Source organism: Corynebacterium uropygiale, assembly GCF_021568315.1.
Classification (GTDB): domain Bacteria; phylum Actinomycetota; class Actinomycetes; order Mycobacteriales; family Mycobacteriaceae; genus Corynebacterium; species Corynebacterium uropygiale.
Map to the genome: position 1 here is coordinate 48,833 of NZ_JAKGSI010000001.1, position 19,446 is coordinate 68,278.

Here is a 19,446-nt window from a genome sequence, read left to right on the forward strand (position 1 = left end):
CTAAAAGTGGTAGCGGCAGGAGGCAATAAGTATTTTTTCTCCTGAGATTCTGTACACCAGTCGGTGCTCGTGGTTGATCCGTCGAGACCAGTATCCGGAGAGATTGCTCTTCAGGGGCTCGGGTTTCCCGATTCCTTCATTCCGGTGTCGGGAAATATCCTCGATGAGGCGATTAATCCGCTTGAGGATCTTCCTGTCCTGCTGTTGCCAATACAGATAGTCCTCCCACGCGTTCTCGTCCCAGATGAGAATCATTCATCGGCCTCGAGAAGATCGTGGGAGATGCCCTCGCCATTGTTGAGTCGTTCGACGGCCTCCAGGAGGCGTTGGGCATTGCGTGGTGATCGCATGAGGTACGCGCTCTCCACGAGTGAGTTGTAGTCATCAAGGGAGAGAAGAACCGCAGACCCCTTACCGCTGCGGGTGATGATGACTTCCTCGTGGTCGTCCACCGCGCTGCTGAGGGCCTCGGCATAGTGGGCCCGTGACTCGGAGTACGACATGGTCCGCATGATGACCTCCTCGTGGTCTCGTATCGTGCTGGCGCGCACATGTCACGCAAAGCGTACGAGATATTGTACGTGTGGTCAAGGAAGGGGTGCGGGCGGCAGCTTCAGGGCTGAGGGATGAAAGGCCCTAGTAGTGGTGAGGCCCGGGTTAGTCCTCCTTGAGAAACTCCGCCACATCCGTGATCCGCTGCCGGGCAACCTCTGGCGTGGAGATCCAGTGCTGGGAGATATACGCCCTCACTGTGGCATTCGCGGGCAGTGAGGCGGGCGGTTCGGTGAGCTCGTCGTGCTCGGCGATCTGGACGAGGGTGCGCGGCCAGCGCTCGGGTTCGGGGAGGTCCGGGATGGGGCCGGCGCTCTCCGGGAGGGCGCCCAGGCTCTGGAGCTCCGGGAAGGTGAGCACCAGCGAGTCCGCCTTCTCTGCCAGGAGAAGGGCCAGCGCAGCGCCGGAATCGGCGCCCCACAGGCTCACCGACTGGGCCCCCTGGAGGCGGGCGTGGCGGATCGCCTGGCTGGTGGCGTCGAGAATCTCAGCGAGGCTGGCGGCGGGGAGGAGGGGGTAGTCGACGTCGATGATCGTGGTGCCGGAGACCTCGGCGGCGCCGGCGACCTCGGGGCGCCATTGCATGTCGAGGGCGGTGCCGGAGCCCCGCCACCAGCCGCCGCCGTGGAGGGAGACCGCCCAGCGCCCGGAGGGGGAGCTGGGTTCCAGGATGCAGGCGGGCTGGCCGGGCAGGTCGCGGAGGGTGACGCCGCCGGGGAAGGCGACGCCCGGCATCGCGTGATCGAGGCCAGAGCCCAGCATGAGCATGGCGGCGTGCGTGCTGCGATCGGGAAGGCGGGCGAAGTAGTTGTCCGCCTCGGTGGGGTCGCCGCTGCCGCCCCGCCAGGGCGGGGTGAGGTCAGGGAGGGGGTGGTGGGCGTCGAGGTAGCTGGCGAGTTGCTCCAACTGCTCCTCGGGGCTCAGCTTCTCCTCCCAGCCGCCGACGCGGAACGCCGCGCGCTCGGCGGCCTCGCGTTCCTCCGCCGGCAGGGAGGGATCCGGGGCGGCGGGGCGGGAGTGCTCGGCGGAGTGCGCGCCGGGCTCGGAGTGCTCGGAGGGCTGGTGGGGCGTAGACGTCATGGCCACCAGCCTAGCCGGCGCCGAGCGGAGCGGGCCCTACCAGATGGTGACGCGGTTCTCTGGCGCGATCCACATCGGGGAATCTTCCGTGACCTCGGGGAAGGCCTCGTAGAACTCCGCGATATTCGCCGCGATGACATTGCAGCGGAACTCGGCGGGGGAGTGGGGATCGATGGCCAGGTATTGCTGCGCCATCTCCGGGCGGATCGCCGTGCGCCACACCCGCGCCCAGGAGAGGAAGAGCCGCTGCAGCCCGGTGAATGTGCGGGTCGCGAGCTCCGGGTCTGCCCCCTCGGCCTCGAAGGGGAGCTCCTCCGATTCCCCGTGGTCCTTCACCCAGTTGTGGTAGGCGACGACGGCAATCCCCAATCCGCCCAGGTCGCCGATATTTTCGCCCAGCGTGAAGCTGCCATTGACGCCCGAGGACTCGATGCCCGCCTCCTTGAGCACGGTGGGCACCAGCCCGTCGTACTGGGCGACCAGCCGGTCGGTGAGGGCGGTGAAGGCTTCGCGGTCCTCGTCGTTCCACCAGGAGTTGAGGTCCCCGTTGCCGTCGTAGCGGGAGCCCTGGTCGTCGAAACCGTGGCCGATCTCGTGGCCAATCACCGCGCCGATCGCGCCGAAGTTCTCCGCGGCGTCGGCCTCCGGGTTGTAGAAGGGCGGGCGGAGGATCGCGGCGGGGAAGGTGATGTCGTTGACGACGGGGTTGTAGAAGGCGTTGACCGTTTGCGGGGTGGCGAACCACTCGTCGCGGTCGGCGGGGTGCCCGAGCTTGCTCAGCTCATAATCGTGCAGGTAGGAGGCGCCGCGACGGACGTTGTCCAGCAGGTGCTCGCCGCCGGGCTGGAGCTCCAGCCCATCGTAGGTGCGGGGGCGGTCCGGGTAGCCGATCTTCGCCTTGAACTTGTCCAGCTTCACCAGCGCCCGCTGCTGGGTGGCCTCCGTCATCCAGCTGAGCTGGGAGATGCGCTCGCGGTAGGCCTCGATGAGGTAGTGGACCAGCTGCTGCATCTCCGCGCGGTGGGAGGCGGGGAAGTGCTTCTCCACGAAGAGCTGGCCGATCTCATGGCCCACCATCTGCTCCGCGAGGGAGACGCCGCGCTTCCAGCGATCGCGCTGCTTGGTGGCCCCGCTGAGGGCCGTGCCGTAGAAGGCGAAGTTCGCGTCGCCCACCTCTTCCGGCAGCAGCGTCGAGCGCGCGTTGAGCACCTGCCACGCGCCCCAGAGCTGCCAATCCGCCAGCCGATCCTCGCTGAGCAGGGACGCGAGGTGCTCCACATAACTCGGCATCATGGAGATCACGCGCTGCCCCTTCAGGCCCGCGCCGGCGAGCAGCCGCTGGATGACCTCCGGCAGATCGTCGATCTCCGTGGGGTTATAGGTCTTCATCGCATCGCGCGTGGCCACCACATCCCAGTGCCCCGCCGCGATGTCCTTCTCCAGGGCGACGACGCGCTGCCCCGCCGTGGCAGCGTCCAGTCCCGCGCGCTGCTCCGGGCTGAGGAACTCGAGCATGCGCCCCACATGCTTCTCGTATTTCTGCAGCGTCTCGGCGTGGGCGGACTCGCGATAATAGGCCTCATCGGGCAGGCCCAGCCCCGACTGCACGAGGTACGCCACCGCATCCTCGCCGATGGAATCCTTCGCGACCCAGAACGTCAGCGGCGCCGGCACCCCCAGCCGGTCGAGGGCCCCCAGGTGCTCGGCGAACTCGCCCACGTTCGCGGCCTGCAGCAGGGCCAGATCCTCCGCGAGGGGCTCCATCCCGGCGGCGTTGATCGCGTCCGTGTCCATGAAGCCGGAATAGAAGATGCCTGGGCGGTGGTCGTCGTCGCGAACAATGGCATGAACATCCTCCTCCGCCTGGTCACGGAGGAGGTGGAAGGTGCCGTCCACGGCGCGGTCCTCGGGAATCGTGTGGCTCTTCAGCCAGGGGCCATTAACGTAGTAATAGAGATCGTTCATGGGGACCACTGTAGTGAGAAGCCCCGCCCCCGGACGAGGCGACGCCGCCGGGCGCCCCTTAGCCGAAGGTGGGTGGCGGCCAGTGCCCCAGGGTCACGACGTACGCGAGCTGTAAAAAGAGCATAAAGAGGAGCACTTCCAGGATGGGCGCCAGCCCGCCCACGATGGAGGCCACCAGCAGCCCGCGGGAGCGCTTCTGCCACAGGCACAGGATGCTGAGAATGATGCCGATGGGCACGGTCACAACGGCGCAGCGAAAGACGGTGACGCCCGCGCTGAGCGTGAGGATGATGGGCACAATGATGCAGAGCAGTGCGATGACCAGGATCGCGATGCCGAGGGGGTCGCGCGGGAGGGAAGGGCGACGCATGGTTTCACCACCTATCGATTGCTACTTGAAGGGGTTGCAGGGGCTTCCGGATTGCAGGGGCTTCCAGGTGCCCTGTGTCTCCGCAGCGCTTATCATGCTGGTGGCAGAGGGAATCCAGCGTGTCATCCGGGCTCCCTGGGCCGCTGTGTCCTGGTCCGCAATACTTGCCATGGGTAGGGAGCCCTGAGCGCTCGGAGCGATTGGCGCGGTTTTTTGAACGCTCGGAGTCACGACGATTGAGGGTATGTGCCGCCTCGATAAGGATGGGGCTTGCGCCGTCGTGGGAGAGAGTGTGGACGTCAACTGTGCGAGATCCATGCTGGTCGTTGTGACCCCCTTCCCATAGTGCATGCCCAGGGTCATTTATGACCATAGTATTTTCTTGCCTTTTCACAAGGGCGTGAAGTGTAAGAAATGTCATAAGGTGCTGCTATGAAACCTCTGGTGTGCTGAGAAGCACAAAAGAGTTTACGTTGTGTTTACCTTGAGGGCCCGATTCCGTAATCTTCGCGGCGAAGAATCGTGAAAGGTATGTGTACATCGTGGAAGGACTAGGCCGACCGTGACCCAGTTAAGCGTCGATTCTTTACCTGATAACAGCATGAAGACCGATCTCGTGTGGCACCTGACGTTCGGTGCGATCCTCGCCGTCACCCTCGTGGTTTTTACGTTTTGGTCGCATGGCTACGTGGGTAACGGGACGGGTGGTGCCGTTCTCATCGTGACAATTTTGTTCGCCATGTTCATGGCCTTCAATATCGGAGGCAATGACGTGGCGAATTCCTTTGGCACCTCGGTGGGTGCGGGCACCCTGACCATGAAGCAGGCGCTGCTCGTGGCCGCGGTCTTCGAGGTCGGCGGCGCGGTTCTCGCCGGCGGTGAGGTGACGGAGACGGTGCGCTCCGGCATCGTTGATCTCAGCTCCATTCACCTCCAGCCCATGGACTTCGCCTTCATCATGATGTCCTCCCTGCTCGGCGCGGCGATCTGGCTGCTCGTCGCGACGAAAATGGGCTGGCCTGTCTCCACGACGCACTCCATCATCGGCGGCATTGTGGGCGCGGCGCTCACCGTCGGTTTCATGGACGGCACGGGCGGCTGGAACATGGTGCAGTGGGGTGGCATCGGGCAGATCGTCATCTCCTGGGTGCTCTCCCCGATCCTGGGCGGCATCGTGGCCTATGCGCTCTTCTCCATCGTGAAGCGCTACATCCTCGTCTACAACGACCAGGCGGACAGCTCCCTGCGCGACCTCCGCGTCAAGCGCGCGAAGCTCAAGGAAGACCACAAGACCCGCTTCGAGCGCCTCACCGAGATCCAGCAGATCTCCTACACCAACGCGATGGCGCGTGACTCCGTCACCGTCCTCCAGGGCGACTACTCCCGCGACGACCTCGAGTCCGACTACTACCGCGAACTCCACGACCTCAACGAGGAAGAGGAGAAGGTCCACGCCACCCGGGCCCTCGAGCTGTGGGTGCCGCTGCTCGCCGCGCTGGGCGCCATCGTCATTGGTGCGATGATGCTCTTCAAGGGGCTGAAGAACCTCCACCTCAGCATCGATAATGCCGGAAACATCGTCATCCTCATCATGATCGGCGCCGCCGTGTGGATGGCCGTCTTCATCTTCGCGAAGACCCTGCGCCGCCACGCCCTCGAGCGCTCCACCTTCCTCATGTTCTCCTGGATGCAGGTGTTCACCGCCTCCGCCTTCGCGTTCTCCCACGGATCCAACGACATCGCGAACGCCATCGGCCCCTTCGCCGCCATCCTCGACGTCCTCAAGACCGGCGAGATCAACGAAAAAGCCGCCGTCCCCCCGGCCGTCATGCTCGCGATGGGCCTCGCCCTCGTCTGCGGCCTCTGGTTCATCGGCCGCTCCGTCATCCAAACCGTTGGCTCCGGCCTCACCGAGATGCACCCCGCCTCCGGCTTCTCCGCCGAGCTCGCCGCCGCCGCCGTGGTCATGGGCTCCTCGGTCCTGGGCCTCCCGGTCTCCTCGACGCACATCCTCATCGGCGCCGTGCTGGGCGTCGGCATCGTCAACCGCGCCGCCAACTGGGGCCTCATGAAGCCCATCGCCCTCGCCTGGGTCATCACCCTGCCGGCGGCCGCGATCGTCTCCTCCGTGGGCGTCATCGCCCTGCGCGCCATCTTCGGCTAAACCCCGGGGCCTGGAAGGCTCGTGGGCTCGACGCCCACCCACCGCCCCTCACCCCAGCGAACACACGAAACCCCCACCGCGACGAACGCGGCGGGGGTCTTCTTATGCGGGCAGTGCCCGGGGTTCAGCGGGGCGTTTGGGTCTGGGCCCGGAGGCTACGAGCCGAGGCTAGGACCACTGAGAGGGGTTCTGGTTCCCCTGCTCCGGATTCTGCTGGTAGCCCTGGTAGGGCTGCTGGCCCTGCTGCTGGTAACCCTGGTAGCCCTGGTAGGGCTGCTGAGCCTGCTGGGGCTGCTGCTGGAACCACGCCTGCTGGGGCTGAGACGAGGACTGAGCGATCTGATCGGCATTCTTGCCGTCGTACCATGCGCGGGTCTGCGGCAGGAGGGAGCACACGGCGGCGACGAGGAAGCCGATGGTCGCCACGCTGAAGAGTGCCGTGCCGAACACACCGGCAATGTTTCCCATAGCGCCCAGGAGGCTGCCGAAAAGAAGAACGATCAGCGCGGAGAAAGTGGCAATAGGCGCCTCGTGCGTACGGACCTTCGTGCTCCACACGAGCAGCACGATAGCCCCCAGAGCTCCAATCACAGCCAGGGCGACCGAAGGCAGCACGACCGCGCTGAGGGCTGAGCGGGTCACCGTCGACTGGAACTGACTGACTGTGCCATCGACATCGAAGGAGGTAATCCCTCGTCCCACCCCAAAGAGATTAAGGACATCAAGAAGGTCCCGCGTATCCGAATTCTTGACTTCCCCGGCCTGTTTGATGATGAGGTCGATTCCCGACGTCACACGATAGTTAGCAACGAAGCCGACGATGAGCCACAGGAAGGAGAACACCCCAGCCACGGCGATGGCCCACTCCATCACCTTGGCAGTGGTCGGCATGGTAATCGTTTCAGGGAGACCCGGCAGTGCCTTGGGCTGACGGGGAGCCGAGAGCTGTGCCGGCTGCTGCTGGTAACTCTGCTGCTGGTAGCTCTGCTGCGGCTGCTGCCCTTGCTGCTGAGAATCAGCGGCGTGCGCTCCGTTCGAGGATGCGCCGCGCGCCGGCTGCGCGTGCTCCGGCTGCGCGTGCTGGTGGGAGTACTCGTCCGGGAACGCCCCCGACGAGGCCAGGGCCCGCAGGGCGGGGATGTTCATGTCCGGGGCGGAGTCGTCGTCGAGGCGGGCGTTGTAGAGGGAGCGGCGCTGCTCATCGCCGAGGATGTCGGCGGCAACCTTTGTCTGCTGGTAGCGGGCGTCGCCTGTGGACACGCCCTCGGAGCGCAGCGCGTTGAGCCGGCCCTCCAATTCGGAGCGCAGCTCCTCCGTGGACGCTTCTCTGGGGAGGTGGAGTGATTGGTAGAAGTCGTGATGACGTGCCATACAGCATCCTTCTCTAGGTATTAAAAGTCTGGATGTTTTCACAGGATATCGCAGGATGCTGTCAGGAATCTAGGGTGGGAAAAGCAGGTTGAGTGCTTAGGCTGACGCATCGTGAGTGTTTTTCATCAAGGGCCCGCTCGCCCGGGCCGTCTTCTCCTACGTCTTGGCATTCTCTTCTGCGTCGCCATGTTGGTGCCCTGGGGGGCGGCTCGCATGGTGTCCTCCGCGCGCCCTGAGGTGGGCCTGAGCACCGCGACGGTGGGGAACTCGACGGGCACCTGGTCCCTCCCCCTCACGCGCGCCGACGGCAGCCCGCTGCAGTGCGCGCATACGCGCGGCAGTGCCGCCGAGTTCACGGCCTGGGACTGCCAGGGCGTGGAGGTGTCCAGCATTGTGGCTGAGAAACCCGAGAACGCGGATCGGGCGTTGCGCCGGGCGATGCGGGCGGTGACGTTCGTCGGCGTGTCCCCGGAGACGGCCCCTGTGGTGACGCAGGACCTCGGGGAGCGGGGTGAGATCGCGGCCGCGAGCATGGCGCTCACCAGCCCGGTGGGGAAGAAGCAATCCGCGTCCCCGGTAGTGGCTTTCCAGCTGAGGCCCAAGGAGGGGGAGCACGCCGGCTCGGTGCTCACCGTGGTGCTGCATCGGAGCAGCGATGAGGGGAAGACCCGTGACGCGGCGGCGGCCGTGTGGCAGACGCTGGCTGGCGTCGAGCCACAGGGTGAGATGAGGAAGAACGTTGAGGTGACAGGAGCATGATCGTGCAGACGCTGAAGAACTCTGTAGCGCGGCGTGACGCAGCGCCGTGGGTGCTGGGGGTGTGCCTCCTCATCGGGGCGGTGGGGCTGCTTCTCCACCTGGGCGTTGCGGCGCGAGTGTCCTGGCAGGGCGTCCTCTTTGGCCTTCCGCTCGCGATTCTCCAGGCCGCCGTGCTCGTCGGCCTCCTGAGGCTGAGCCCGCTGTGGCGAGGCGTGCGGCCTGCTCACCCGTCCCGGTTGGGGTGGCCGACGGTGGCCGCCGCCCTGTTGTGGGGCGGGGGCGTGGCCGTCGTCGCGGCGCCGCTCCTAGCCAACCCCATGAAGGACCTCGTGAGCGCCCTGGGCTGGGTGCCGCTGGAGGCATCACTGGCGGGGGCATGGCCGGAGGAGTTCCTCAAGGGTCTGGGTGTGGTCCTCATCCTGCTCAGCGTCTCGCACCTGTGCCGGCCGTGGCAGGGGCTGCTGATGGGCGCGCTCATTGGCTTGGGATTCGAGGTGCAGGAAAACCTCATGTACGGCTACGTGGAGGGGCTAGCCCACCCGGATTCGGACGCGGTGGGCATGGCCGCCACCTGGCTCATGCGGGTGCTGGGTGGGCCCTTCCTTCACGCGTGCTGGACGGCGCTGATCGGCTGGGGTGTGGGGCTCGCGCTCTACGGGCTGCGCAAAGATGCGAGGCGCCGGGCAGTGCAATCCGCTGCCTGGATGTGCGCCGGGTTGGCCTTGCACCTGTGCTGGAACCTTGCCATCAGTAATGAGGCCTTCGCGGTGGTGTGGATGGTGCTCATCGCCGTGCTCTCCTATGGGGCGGTGCTCACGGTGGGGTGGCGCCAGACGCGGTGGCTGCGCGCCCACCGGGAGAGCATCCCGCAGCCGGTGGGGTGACGCCGAGGGGCGCGGCGGCCCTCCCGGCAGCGGCCTCCTTGGGGTGCGCGGCGGGGGCGTCGTCGTCGTCCCCAGTGGGGGTCCGTGACAGGTCCTCAGTTTGCGTAAAGGCCACGTCATAGGGTTTTCTATAGGTTGACCGGAAGATGAAAGCCGAGGTGACCTGACCCATGACCCACCCAGAACGCGACACTCGCTCAGCCCAGCCAGTGCGCACCGGGCTCTACGACCCCCGCCACGAACACGATGCCTGCGGCGTCGCCTTCGTGGCCGACATCCACGGCCGCCCCTCCCGAACCATCGTTGACCAGGGCATTCAGGCCCTGCTCAACATTGATCACCGCGGCGCCGCCGGCGCGGAACCCACCACCGGGGACGGCGCTGGCATCCTCCTCCAAATCCCTGACTCCTTCTACCGCCAGGAGATGGCCGAGCAGGGCGTGGAGCTGCCCGCCCCGGGCCACTACGCCACCGGCATCGCGTTCCTCCCGCGTCGCCGCATGGCCATGTTCGACGCCCGCCGGCAGTTCGAGGACATCGTCGCCGAGGAGGGCGCGGAGATCATCGGGTGGCGCGAGGTGCCGATCGACCCCAGCGGCCTCGGCTCCATGGCCCGCGACGCCATGCCGACGTTCGCCCAGGTCTTCCTCAGCGCGCCGGGCGCCTCCGGCATTGACCTGGACCGGGTCATGTTCTTCATCCGCAAGCGCTGCGCCCACGAGCTCGGCCGCACCGATGGCGAGCCCACCATCTACTTCCCCTCGCTCTCCTCGCGGACCATCGTGTACAAGGGGATGCTCACCACCCCGCAGCTCGCCGAGTTCTACCGCGACCTCCGCAACCCGGACCTCACCTCCGCGATCGCCCTCGTCCACTCGCGCTTCTCGACGAACACCTTCCCCTCCTGGCCGCTCGCCCACCCCTACCGGCTGGTGGCGCACAACGGTGAGATCAACACCGTGAAGGGTAACGAAAACTGGATGCGCGCCCGGGAGGGCGTCATGTCCTCCAAGGAGCTCGGCCCGCTTGATCGCGCCCTCCCGATCTGCGACCCCGAGGGCTCGGACACCGCCCGCTTCGACGAGGCCCTGGAGCTCCTCCACCTCGGTGGGCGCTCCATGCCGCACGCGATCGCCATGATGGTGCCCCAGGCCTGGGAGCACAATCCGGCCATTGACCAGGAACTTCGTGACTTCTACGAGTACCATTCCTGCTTCATGGAGCCCTGGGACGGCCCCGCCGCGATCGCCTTTACCGACGGGACCATCATCGGCGCGGTCCTCGACCGCAACGGGCTGCGTCCCGGGCGCGTGTGGATCACGGACGAGGGGACCGTCGTCATGGCCTCGGAGGCTGGCGTGCTGGACATTGACCCGGCGCGCGTCGTGAAGCGAACCCGGGTGCGGCCGGGGAAGATGTTCCTCGTGGACACCGCCCAGGGGCGGATCATTCCCGACGAAGAAATCAAGCGCGAGCTGGCTCAATCCCAGCCCTATGGGCAGTGGATTCGGGAGAACTTCGTGCCGCTTGAGGGGCTGCCGCAGACGCGCTACACGTGGATGCCGCACGAGCGGGCGGTGCTGCGCCAGCGGGTGTTCGGCGTGACGGAGGAGGATGTGGACCTCATTATCCGGCCGATGGCGCTCAACGGCGCGGAGGCGATCGGCTCGATGGGCTCGGACACGCCGATCGCGGCGCTCTCCCAGCGGCCGCGGATGCTCTTCGACTTCTTCTCCCAGCGCTTCGCGCAGGTGACGAACCCGCCGCTCGACTCCATCCGAGAAAAGCCCGTGACCAGCATGTTCACCCTGCTGGGTGCGCAGGCGGACGTCCTGCACCCCAACGCGGAGGCGGCGCGGCGGATCCGGCTGGACTCCCCGGTCATTGATAATCACGCGCTGTCTACGCTCATCCACGCCAACGATCACGGGGAGTGGGAGTCCTTCTCCGCGGCGGTCATCAGCGGCCTGTATCCCGTCGCGCACCACGGTGCCGGGATGAAGGAGGCCATCGCGCGGGTGAAGCGCGAGGTCTCGCAGGCGATCGCCGAGGGGCACAGCATCATTGTGATCTCTGATCGGGAATCTGATGAGCGCTTCGCTCCCATTCCCTCCCTGCTGCTCACCTCGGCGGTGCACCAGCACCTCGTGGCCGAGCGCACCCGCACCCGCGCCTCCCTCATCATTGAGGCCGGCGACGCCCGCGAGGTCCACCACCTCGCGATGCTCATCAGCTTCGGTGCCGACGCGATCAACCCGTACATGGCCTTCGAAACCATCGATGAGCTGCGGATGAAGGGGCAGCTCGGCGAGCTCAGCCTCGACGAGGCCTGCTCCAACTACGTCACGGCCGCGACGAGCGGTGTCCTCAAAGTCATGTCCAAGATGGGCATCGCCACCGTCGCGAGCTATCGCGGCGCGCAGCTCGCCGACGTGACCGGCCTGCACCAGCAGCTCCTCGACGACTACTTTGGCGGCATCCCCTCGCCGATCTCCGGGATCGGGCTGGCGGAGATCGCGGAGGACGTCGAGGCCCGCCACCGCAGCGCCTTCCTGCCGCGCCCCGAGGAGAACGCGCACCGTGAGCTGGACCTCGGCGGCGAATACAAGTGGCGCCGGGAGGGGGAGTACCACCTCTTCAACCCGGAGACCATCTTCCGCCTCCAGCACGCGACGCGCACCGGCCAGTACGCCGTCTTCCGCGATTACACGCGCGCCGTCGATGACCAGTCCACGCGCCTCGCGACGCTGCGCGGGCTCATCGAGTTCCGCCCGGACCGCGAGCCGGTGCCGCTGGAGGAAGTGGAGCCGGTGAGTGAGATCGTCAAGCGTTTCTCCACCGGCGCGATGAGCTACGGCTCCATCTCCGCCGAGGCCCACGAGGTGCTGGCCATCGCCATGAACCGCCTGGGTGGCATGTCCAACTCCGGCGAGGGCGGCGAGGACCCCCAGCGCTTCACGCCGGAGCGCAACGGCGACTGGCGCCGCAGCGCCATCAAGCAGGTGGCCTCCGGGCGCTTCGGCGTGACTAGCCACTACCTCAATAACTGCACCGACATCCAGATCAAGATGGCCCAGGGCGCCAAGCCCGGCGAGGGCGGCCAGCTCCCGCCGAACAAGGTCTACCCGTGGATCGCCGAGGTGCGTATCACCACGCCGGGCGTCGGCCTCATTTCCCCGCCGCCGCACCACGACATCTACTCCATCGAGGACCTCGCCCAGCTCATCTACGACCTCAAGAACGCCAACCCGGAGGCGCGGATTCACGTGAAACTCGTCTCCGAGCAGGGCGTGGGCACCGTCGCCGCGGGTGTCTCCAAGGCGCACGCGGACGTCGTGCTCATCTCGGGTCACGACGGCGGCACGGGCGCCTCCCCGCTCACCTCCCTCAAGCACGCGGGCGGCCCCTGGGAGCTGGGACTCGCGGAAACCCAGCAGACCCTGCTGCTCAACGGCCTGCGCGACCGCATCCGCGTCCAGTGCGACGGCCAGCTCAAGACCGGGCGCGACGTCATCGTGGCGGCGCTCCTCGGGGCGGAGGAGTTCGGCTTCGCGACGGCGCCGCTCGTCGTCGAGGGCTGCGTCATGATGCGCGTGTGCCACCTGGATACGTGCCCCGTCGGCATCGCGACGCAGAACCCCGAACTGCGCAAGAAGTTCGCCGGGCGGGCCGAGCACGTCGTCAACTTCTTCACCTTCATCGCGGAGGAGGTGCGGGAATACCTCGCTCAGCTGGGCTTCCGCAGCATCGACGAGGCGGTGGGCCAATCCCAGGTCCTTGGGATGACCGAGGCCCTGGAGAACCATGCCCGGGCCGCGAAGCTCGACCTCAGCCCCATCTTCCACCAGCCGAGCACCCGCTTCCCGACCCAAGCCCCGCGCTGCACTAAGGAGCAGGACCACGGGCTCGACGGCGCCCTCGATCACCAGATCATCGCCGACACCCAGCTGACCATCGACGCCGCCGCGGCCGCGAGCTCCAAGAACGCACCCGAGTGGATGTCCGCCGGTCAGGCGCCCACGGTGTCCCTCACCTATCCGATCAGCAACGTCAACCGCTCCGTCGGCACGATGACCGGCTCCCGCGTCACCCGCGCGGCCGGCGCCGAGGGGCTTCCCGACGGCACGATCAACCTCACGTTCACGGGCTCGGCCGGCAACAGCTTCGGTGCCTTCGTCCCGGCGGGGATGACGCTGACGCTCGTCGGGGATTCCAATGACTTCCTCGGCAAGGGGCTCTCGGGCGGGCGCATCATCGTGAAGCCCGATCCCAGCGCGCCCGCGCAGCTGCGGACGCTGCCGGACATCATCGCCGGGAACGTCGTGGGCTTCGGCGCGACGAGCGGGGAGATCTTCCTGCGCGGCGTGGTCGGCGAGCGCTTCTGCGTCCGCAATTCCGGGGCCACGGTGGTGGCCGAGGGGATCGGCAACCACGGCTGCGAGTACATGACCGGCGGGCGCGTGGTGGTGCTCGGAGAGATCGGCGAGAACTTCGCCGCCGGCATGTCGGGCGGCATTGCCTACGTGCCGCGGGAGCTCGACCTCGAGCGGCTGGTCAACCCCGGGATGGTGGACGTCGAGCCCATCACTGACCCCGAGGAAGAGGAGTGGCTGGCGGACATCATCGCCCGCCACCGGGAGCTCACCGGCTCCACCACCACGTACACGACGGCGGACATGGTGCGGATCATGCCGCGCGATTACCGGCGGGTCCTCGCCACCATCGAGGAGGCTGAGGCCGCCGGCCGAGACGTCAACGTTGCGATCATGGAGGCTGCGAACTAATGGCTGACCCACGAGGATTTCTCACCCACACCCGTCAGGAGCCCGCGCACCGCCCCGTGCCGCTGCGCCTCATGGACTGGCGGGAAGTCTACGAACCCACTGACCAGACCGTCCTCACCCAGCAGGCCACCCGCTGCATGGACTGCGGCGTGCCCTTCTGCCACCAGGGCTGCCCGCTGGGGAACATCATCCCCGAATGGAATGACCTGGTCCGGCAGGATCGCTGGCGCGAGGCCTTCGACCGGCTCCACGCCACGAACAACTTCCCCGAATTCACCGGGCGGCTCTGCCCCGCGCCCTGCGAGGGGGCCTGCGTGCTCGGGATCAACGATGACCCCGTCGCCATCAAGAACGTCGAGCAAACCATCGCCGACCGCGGCTTCGAGGAAGGCTGGGTGAACCCCATCCGCCCGACCTTCCACACCGGGCAGAGCGTGGCCGTGGTAGGCTCCGGGCCGGCGGGACTCGCCGCCGCCCAGCAGCTCACGCGCGCCGGGCACGACGTCACCGTGTTTGAGCGCGACGACCGCCTCGGTGGCCTCATGCGCTACGGCGTGCCCGAGTACAAGATGGAAAAGCGGCACATTGACCGTCGTCTTGAGCAGATGGCCGCCGAGGGCACCGTCTTCCGCACCAACACCGCCCCCACCGCCCGCGACCTGCGGCGATTCGACGCCGTCGTGCTGGCCACCGGCACCCCCATGCCGCGCGACCTGCCCGTGGACGGCCGGGACCTCGAGGGCATCCACTTCGCCATGGAATACCTCACCGAGCAGAACCACGTGTGCGAGGGCGACGCCGCCGAGCCGCGCATCAACGCCAAGGGCAAGAAGGTGGTCATCATCGGCGGCGGAGACACCGGCACCGACTGCTTCGGCACCGCCCTGCGCCAAGGGGCGGCCAGCGTCACTCAGCTGGACATTCGCCCGCGCGCGCCCCGGCGCCGCGCCGCCTCCACCCCCTGGCCCATGTACCCGCTGGTGTACCGCGTGGCCACAGCCCACGAGGAAGGTGAGTACGTCGTCACCGGCGACGAGCCCGCTGACGTCCCCGGCATCACCCTGCGCCACAGCGGCGAGGCCCTCGGTCAGCGCGTGTACAACGCCAACACTGTGAGCTTCTACGGCGAGAATGGACAGGTCACTGGGCTGTGCGGCAATGAGGTGAGCGTCGTCGACGGCCGTCGCGTCCCCATGGAGGACACCGACTTCGACATTGACGCCGACCTCGTGCTCATCGCCCTCGGCTTCACCGGGGCGGAGCGCGGCGGCCTCATGCACGAACTCGGCGTGGCTTTCGACGAACGCGGCCGCATGGTGCGCGACGAGCAGTACCGCGCCCAGACCTCCCCGCGCTTCCCGGGCTTCGACACCCCCGTCTACGTGGCCGGGGATAACGGGCGAGGGCAGTCGCTCATCGTGTGGGCTATCGCGGAAGGACGCGCGTGCGCCGCGGCCGTCGACGCCGACCTCATGGGCGAAACCGCCCTGCCGGCGAACCTCAGCCCGTCGAGCGCGCCGCTGGGCGCCTAAGGGGTGCAAGAGCAGCAAGCCCCAGGACGCTGGATGTGATATGTATTACATCCAGCGCCTTTGTTGTGAGGAGACAATCATGAACGGTCAGGATCGCGAGGCTGCCGAGTGGATTGCGGGATATCGGCGTCGTCTTGTTGATACACAAGAACGCTCCCGGGAGATGCTCTCCCAGGCACTGGAGCTGGGCTGGCCAGACGCAGGCTTCGCCGGGTCTCCCTTTCCTGTCGAGTACGTGACGAGGATTCTTCATTCCGAACGTCCGCGGGAGGAGAAGCACCAGCTCCTCACCTATCTCCTGTGCCATTGGTATTCCGACAGTGTCGATGGGGAGTGGGCCTATGTGCCCATGCGCGTGACTACTCCGGAGTTGTATCTTCAGTTCGGGCTCGGGGTAAGTATCTCAGGAACGTCGATGATGAATCTGACTGAGGGGGCCCGAGACCTTATCGACGGCCAGGATGTGGATTTCGCCAAGGAATACTATGAGACCAGTGTCCGGATAGCGCTCCGCAATCGCGCCGCCCACGACATGGGCGAATGATAAGAGCTAAGGCCCCAGGGAATCCTGGGGCCTTGTCCTCTCCCGGGGCTCCCCGGAGGCTACGCGGAGCTAGCGCGCGGCCAGCGAGTAATCCGGGGCGTTGAGTTTCATCTCGCCCGGGTTCCACCAGCCGTTGCGGGTGATGGTCTCGTAGTCGATGTTCGCGAGCTGCGGGGTCTCTCCACGGGAGTCCTTGCGCAGGGAGTACATCTCCAGGGAGCCCCAGTCCTGCTGCCAGTCATCCTTGAGGTAGGCCGGCTTCTCCCAGGAGGTGAGGACGGACTCGACGGATCCCATCGCGCCGCCACCGTTGTAGTCCTGGAAGTCACTGAGCCAGACTTTGCCGTCGTAATCGGGGGAGATGCGGTAGTCCGGAATCTCCGCGACGCCGGCGTAGTGATCATAGGAGCGCTGGCAGGGGAACTGCAGGCCCACGGACCAGTCGAGCAGCCCGGCCTTCTCGGAGCCGAGGAAGGTGTTGAGGTCCACCAGGTGCGGCACGCGCGGCGGGGTGACCGCCACCCACTGGTCGGGGTCCATCGAGGTGTCCTCGACGTACAGCCGGACCACGTTGGCCCCCTCCGGGATGCGCTCCAGCGGGAGGCGCACGTTACGCCAGGAGGGGATGGGGCCGGCGTCGAGCATTTCCAGGGAGCCGGTGTCGTGGACGCTGCCGTCGGCCTCACGGGTGCCGTACTGGAGCTCGAACTTCTGGCCGCCCTGCTTCACACCGTTGATGTCGTGGTGCTTGGTGCGCCCGGCGAGGGACACGACGAGCAGCGGGGAGTCCTCCTTCTGCTCGCTCGGCAGGGAGTACCAGGAGGTGGTGAGCTTCGCGGGGCGCTGCGCCTGGTCCTCGGGGGTGTAGGAGCCGAGGACCGGCACCGTCGTGTAGTCGAGGTTGAAGGGGAGCGTGGCCCGGGAGCCGTTGATCCCCTCGTGGGCGCGGAAGCCGCCGGTGGTGCTGGAGGTGGCGTCGGTGTCCTCGGCGTTCGCGTTCTCGTTCGCGGTGGAGGAGTCGCTGTTCTTGCCGATGGAGCCGACGCTCGTCGTGTCCGCATCATCAGCGGAGATGTCCTCGGCCACGCCATTCGGGTGGAAGCCATAAGAGCCCTGCGTGCTGAGGGAATCCTTGAGGCTGCGGCCATCGGCGGGGGTGAGGAAGGAGTCGTTGGTGTTGTCCTCGACGAGCACATCCGAGGCCATCCCGCACTGCTTCCCCTCGAAGGTGCGCAGGTTGCCCAGGCCGATCGAATAGCCCGGGTACTGGCCGATGAACGCCTTGGTGAACGTCGCCATGGAGAAGAGCACGATGACGCATCCCAGCACCGCGATGGGCGCCGCGCAGGCGCGGGCGTAGCGGCTCGGGCGCACAGGCCGGGGCGTGCCGCCCTCCTCGATACGGTGCCGCTCGAGGAAGAGCTGGATGACGCCCACCACGATGATGATGAGAGAGATCGCCAGCACGATGTCGGCGGCCTCGACGCCCTTGTACTGGATCGTCTTATCCCACCACGGCACGCTGAAGTGCGCCACGTACCACCAGCCGTTCGGCCCGCCGAGGGCCTGGGCAAAGATGAAGAGGAACGTGCCCAGCGTGAGCGTGCGCGCCCACACGGCCTTCATGACGATGCGCCCCAGCACCACGGCCGCCACGCCGCCGAGTACCGCAGCGAGGCCCGGGTAGATACCAAAGTGGTGCGTCCACTTGGTGGGGGTGAAGGAGAGCAACGCCGTGCCGATGAAGAAGATGACGATCCCGCGCTGGATCGGGCCCTGCGCCACGCCCGGGACGCGGCCGCGGTGGCGGATCAGCCACACGGTGATGAGCGCTGCCGCAGCCACCATGAGGAAGACCGGCAGGCGGCGCGTCATGGAACCGTCCACGAGTTGTTCGAACAGGGTGGTGTAGCGAAGGCCCTCGTCGTGCCAGCGGAGGGAGGGGCCGACCTCGGCGCGCACCCGGATGGATTCCAGGACCGAGCCCAGCGGCTGGTCCCCGAAGACCGCCACGAGGATCGCGGTTCCCGAGGCCAGGAAGGGCGCAATGAAGACGAGCACCCCCTGCCACGTCGGGATGTCGCCCAGCAGCGGCAGCCGGCGGCGCAGGATCGTGATGAGCGCCGGAAGGAAGACGAAGAGGATCGCCGGGCCGAAGAGGCCGGTCGGGCCGCCGGAGAGGGTCACCGCCGCGAAGAGCGTTCCCACTGCCGCGGGCAGCAGCCGGTTGGTGGCCACGGCGCGTTCGAAGGAGGCCCACGTGAGCACAATCATCACCGCGATGAAGGGCTCCGGGCGGGTGCCGTTGTCATAGGGCAGCCAGAACGCCAGGAAGAGGCCCGCGGCGGACCAGTGGACGAGGCGGCGGCCGTCGACCTTGGGTCCCATGCGGGGGATGAGCTCCCGGGACACGATGAACCACATGGCCAGGGCGAAGATGAGCGCCGGCATACGCATCCACAGCGAGGACGTGGAAACCTGGGAGAAGAGAGCCAGCAGGTCATAGTAGGGGGAGCCGAAGGGGGACTCCGGGACCCCATACCAGCGGTAGTAGTTGGCCATGTAGCCGGAGTGGTGGGAGGCCCGCGCCATGGTAAGGAGGAAGCCGTCGTCGGAGGTGTTGGCGCCGAAGATGTGCCACCACGCGAGGACGAACACGACCACGCCGTCGAGCGGGCGGAAGCGCTTCCAGGTCGCGGGGATGCCGCGATAGGGCTTCCCATCGAGGCGATCAAGCCGGTGCAGCCCCCACAGGGAGACGAGCATGAGCACGATCCCGAGCCCCATCGCGAGGCCCTTGAGGAGCGTCGGCGAGGAAGTAAAGCGGCTGTTGATCTGCACGGTGGCGGAGATGCCGGCGTCGCGGAGCTGCTGGGAGGTGGTGGCGTCGCCCTCCAGCTCGGTGAAGATGCCGGAGACCTGGGGGCGGACGTCGCGGTCGACGGACTCGCTGTGGATCTCCGCGCCCGAGGAGGCGCTGCGGATCTCCGCGCTCGTCGCGTCGACGGTGGACTCGATGCTCAGCACTGCGTCCTTCGGCAGCTCCTTCACCTGCTCAGGCGTGAGCTGGAGGACCACGGACTCCTCCGAGACGACGTCCACCGAGCCGTCGAAGCTGCGGACGAAGAGCCCTCGGCTCGTGGCCTGCTCGGAGTGCTCGGGCAGAGTACCAAAGACGAGGTCCTGGCCCTCCCGGACGTCGTCGAGGGCGCTCATCGGAATGGTGGCGTGGATCTCCTGGGGGGCGTAGGACACCAGGGGCGCCACGACGCTGCCCAGGTCATCGTCCTGCGGCCAGTTCAGCGTGGACTGCGTCTGCTGGACGGGCAGGAAGGGCGTCGCGACGAAGAGGAGGAACCCCAGCACGCCGGAGATGAGCGTGAGGAGCCGGAGCCAGGCGGGAGCGGGAGTGCGTGTCACGGGCACAGAGTTTAGTGATTG

Annotated in this window: 13 protein-coding genes; 6 read left to right on the forward strand and 7 right to left on the reverse strand. The window is 66.9% G+C overall.

Annotated elements, in window-relative coordinates; all coding sequences use genetic code 11:
- The 5 genes from L1O03_RS00240 to L1O03_RS00260 form a co-directional block, all read right to left on the reverse strand.
- The gene (locus L1O03_RS00240; RefSeq protein WP_236117430.1) at positions 1 to 255 is read right to left on the reverse strand and encodes a Txe/YoeB family addiction module toxin; all 255 of its coding nucleotides are present in this window, start codon (positions 253 to 255) and stop codon (positions 1 to 3) included.
- A complete protein-coding gene (locus tag L1O03_RS00245; protein ID WP_236117431.1) occupies positions 252 to 512 on the reverse strand; it encodes a type II toxin-antitoxin system Phd/YefM family antitoxin in 261 nt (86 codons plus the stop codon). Before L1O03_RS00245 ends, L1O03_RS00240 begins: the two co-directional genes overlap by 4 nt.
- Before the next feature lie 145 nt (positions 513 to 657).
- Entirely contained in the window at positions 658 to 1,632 is a 975-nt protein-coding gene (locus tag L1O03_RS00250) for an alpha/beta hydrolase fold domain-containing protein (protein ID WP_236117432.1), read from the reverse strand.
- A gap of 36 nt (positions 1,633 to 1,668) precedes the next feature.
- Entirely contained in the window at positions 1,669 to 3,597 is a 1,929-nt protein-coding gene (locus L1O03_RS00255) for a M13 family metallopeptidase (RefSeq protein WP_236117433.1), read from the reverse strand.
- Between the two features lie 58 nt (positions 3,598 to 3,655).
- A complete protein-coding gene (locus tag L1O03_RS00260; RefSeq protein ID WP_236117434.1) occupies positions 3,656 to 3,967 on the reverse strand; it encodes a hypothetical protein in 312 nt (103 codons plus the stop codon).
- Positions 3,968 to 4,568: 601 nt separating this feature from the next.
- Here L1O03_RS00260 and L1O03_RS00265 point away from each other — a divergent pair.
- Positions 4,569 to 6,131: an inorganic phosphate transporter gene (locus tag L1O03_RS00265; protein WP_236117435.1), complete on the forward strand. Its 1,563-nt coding sequence runs from the start codon at positions 4,569 to 4,571 to the stop codon at positions 6,129 to 6,131.
- Between the two features lie 168 nt (positions 6,132 to 6,299).
- Here the strand turns inward: L1O03_RS00265 and L1O03_RS00270 are convergent, their stop codons facing one another.
- Positions 6,300 to 7,502 (reverse strand): hypothetical protein, encoded by a 1,203-nt coding sequence (locus tag L1O03_RS00270; protein WP_236117436.1) that lies wholly within the window; start codon positions 7,500 to 7,502, stop codon positions 6,300 to 6,302.
- Between the two features lie 186 nt (positions 7,503 to 7,688).
- Here L1O03_RS00270 and L1O03_RS00275 point away from each other — a divergent pair, with 186 nt between their 5' ends.
- The 5 genes from L1O03_RS00275 to L1O03_RS00295 all read left to right on the forward strand — a co-directional run bounded on the left by L1O03_RS00275 (position 7,689) and on the right by L1O03_RS00295 (position 16,005).
- Positions 7,689 to 8,261: a hypothetical protein gene (locus L1O03_RS00275; RefSeq protein ID WP_236117437.1), complete on the forward strand. Its 573-nt coding sequence runs from the start codon at positions 7,689 to 7,691 to the stop codon at positions 8,259 to 8,261.
- A complete protein-coding gene (locus L1O03_RS00280; RefSeq protein WP_236117438.1) occupies positions 8,258 to 9,145 on the forward strand; it encodes a PrsW family intramembrane metalloprotease in 888 nt (295 codons plus the stop codon). Before L1O03_RS00275 ends, L1O03_RS00280 begins: the two co-directional genes overlap by 4 nt.
- 170 nt (positions 9,146 to 9,315) lie before the next feature.
- The gene (gene gltB, locus L1O03_RS00285; RefSeq protein ID WP_236117439.1) at positions 9,316 to 13,929 is read left to right on the forward strand and encodes a glutamate synthase large subunit; all 4,614 of its coding nucleotides are present in this window, start codon (positions 9,316 to 9,318) and stop codon (positions 13,927 to 13,929) included.
- On the forward strand, positions 13,929 to 15,461 hold the full coding sequence (locus L1O03_RS00290; RefSeq protein WP_236117440.1) for a glutamate synthase subunit beta: 1,533 nt from the start codon (positions 13,929 to 13,931) through the stop codon (positions 15,459 to 15,461). The genes gltB and L1O03_RS00290 overlap by 1 nt, the downstream gene beginning before the upstream one ends.
- A 79-nt stretch (positions 15,462 to 15,540) precedes the next feature.
- Positions 15,541 to 16,005, forward strand: a complete 465-nt coding sequence (locus L1O03_RS00295) for a hypothetical protein (RefSeq protein WP_236117441.1) — start codon at positions 15,541 to 15,543, stop codon at positions 16,003 to 16,005.
- Between the two features lie 69 nt (positions 16,006 to 16,074).
- Here L1O03_RS00295 and L1O03_RS00300 read toward each other — a convergent pair whose 3' ends face one another.
- Positions 16,075 to 19,425 carry an arabinosyltransferase domain-containing protein gene (locus L1O03_RS00300; RefSeq protein WP_236117442.1) on the reverse strand — a complete coding sequence of 1,117 codons (3,351 nt, stop codon included), beginning with the start codon at positions 19,423 to 19,425 and terminating at the stop codon, positions 16,075 to 16,077.
- Positions 19,426 to 19,446 lie beyond the last annotated feature (21 nt).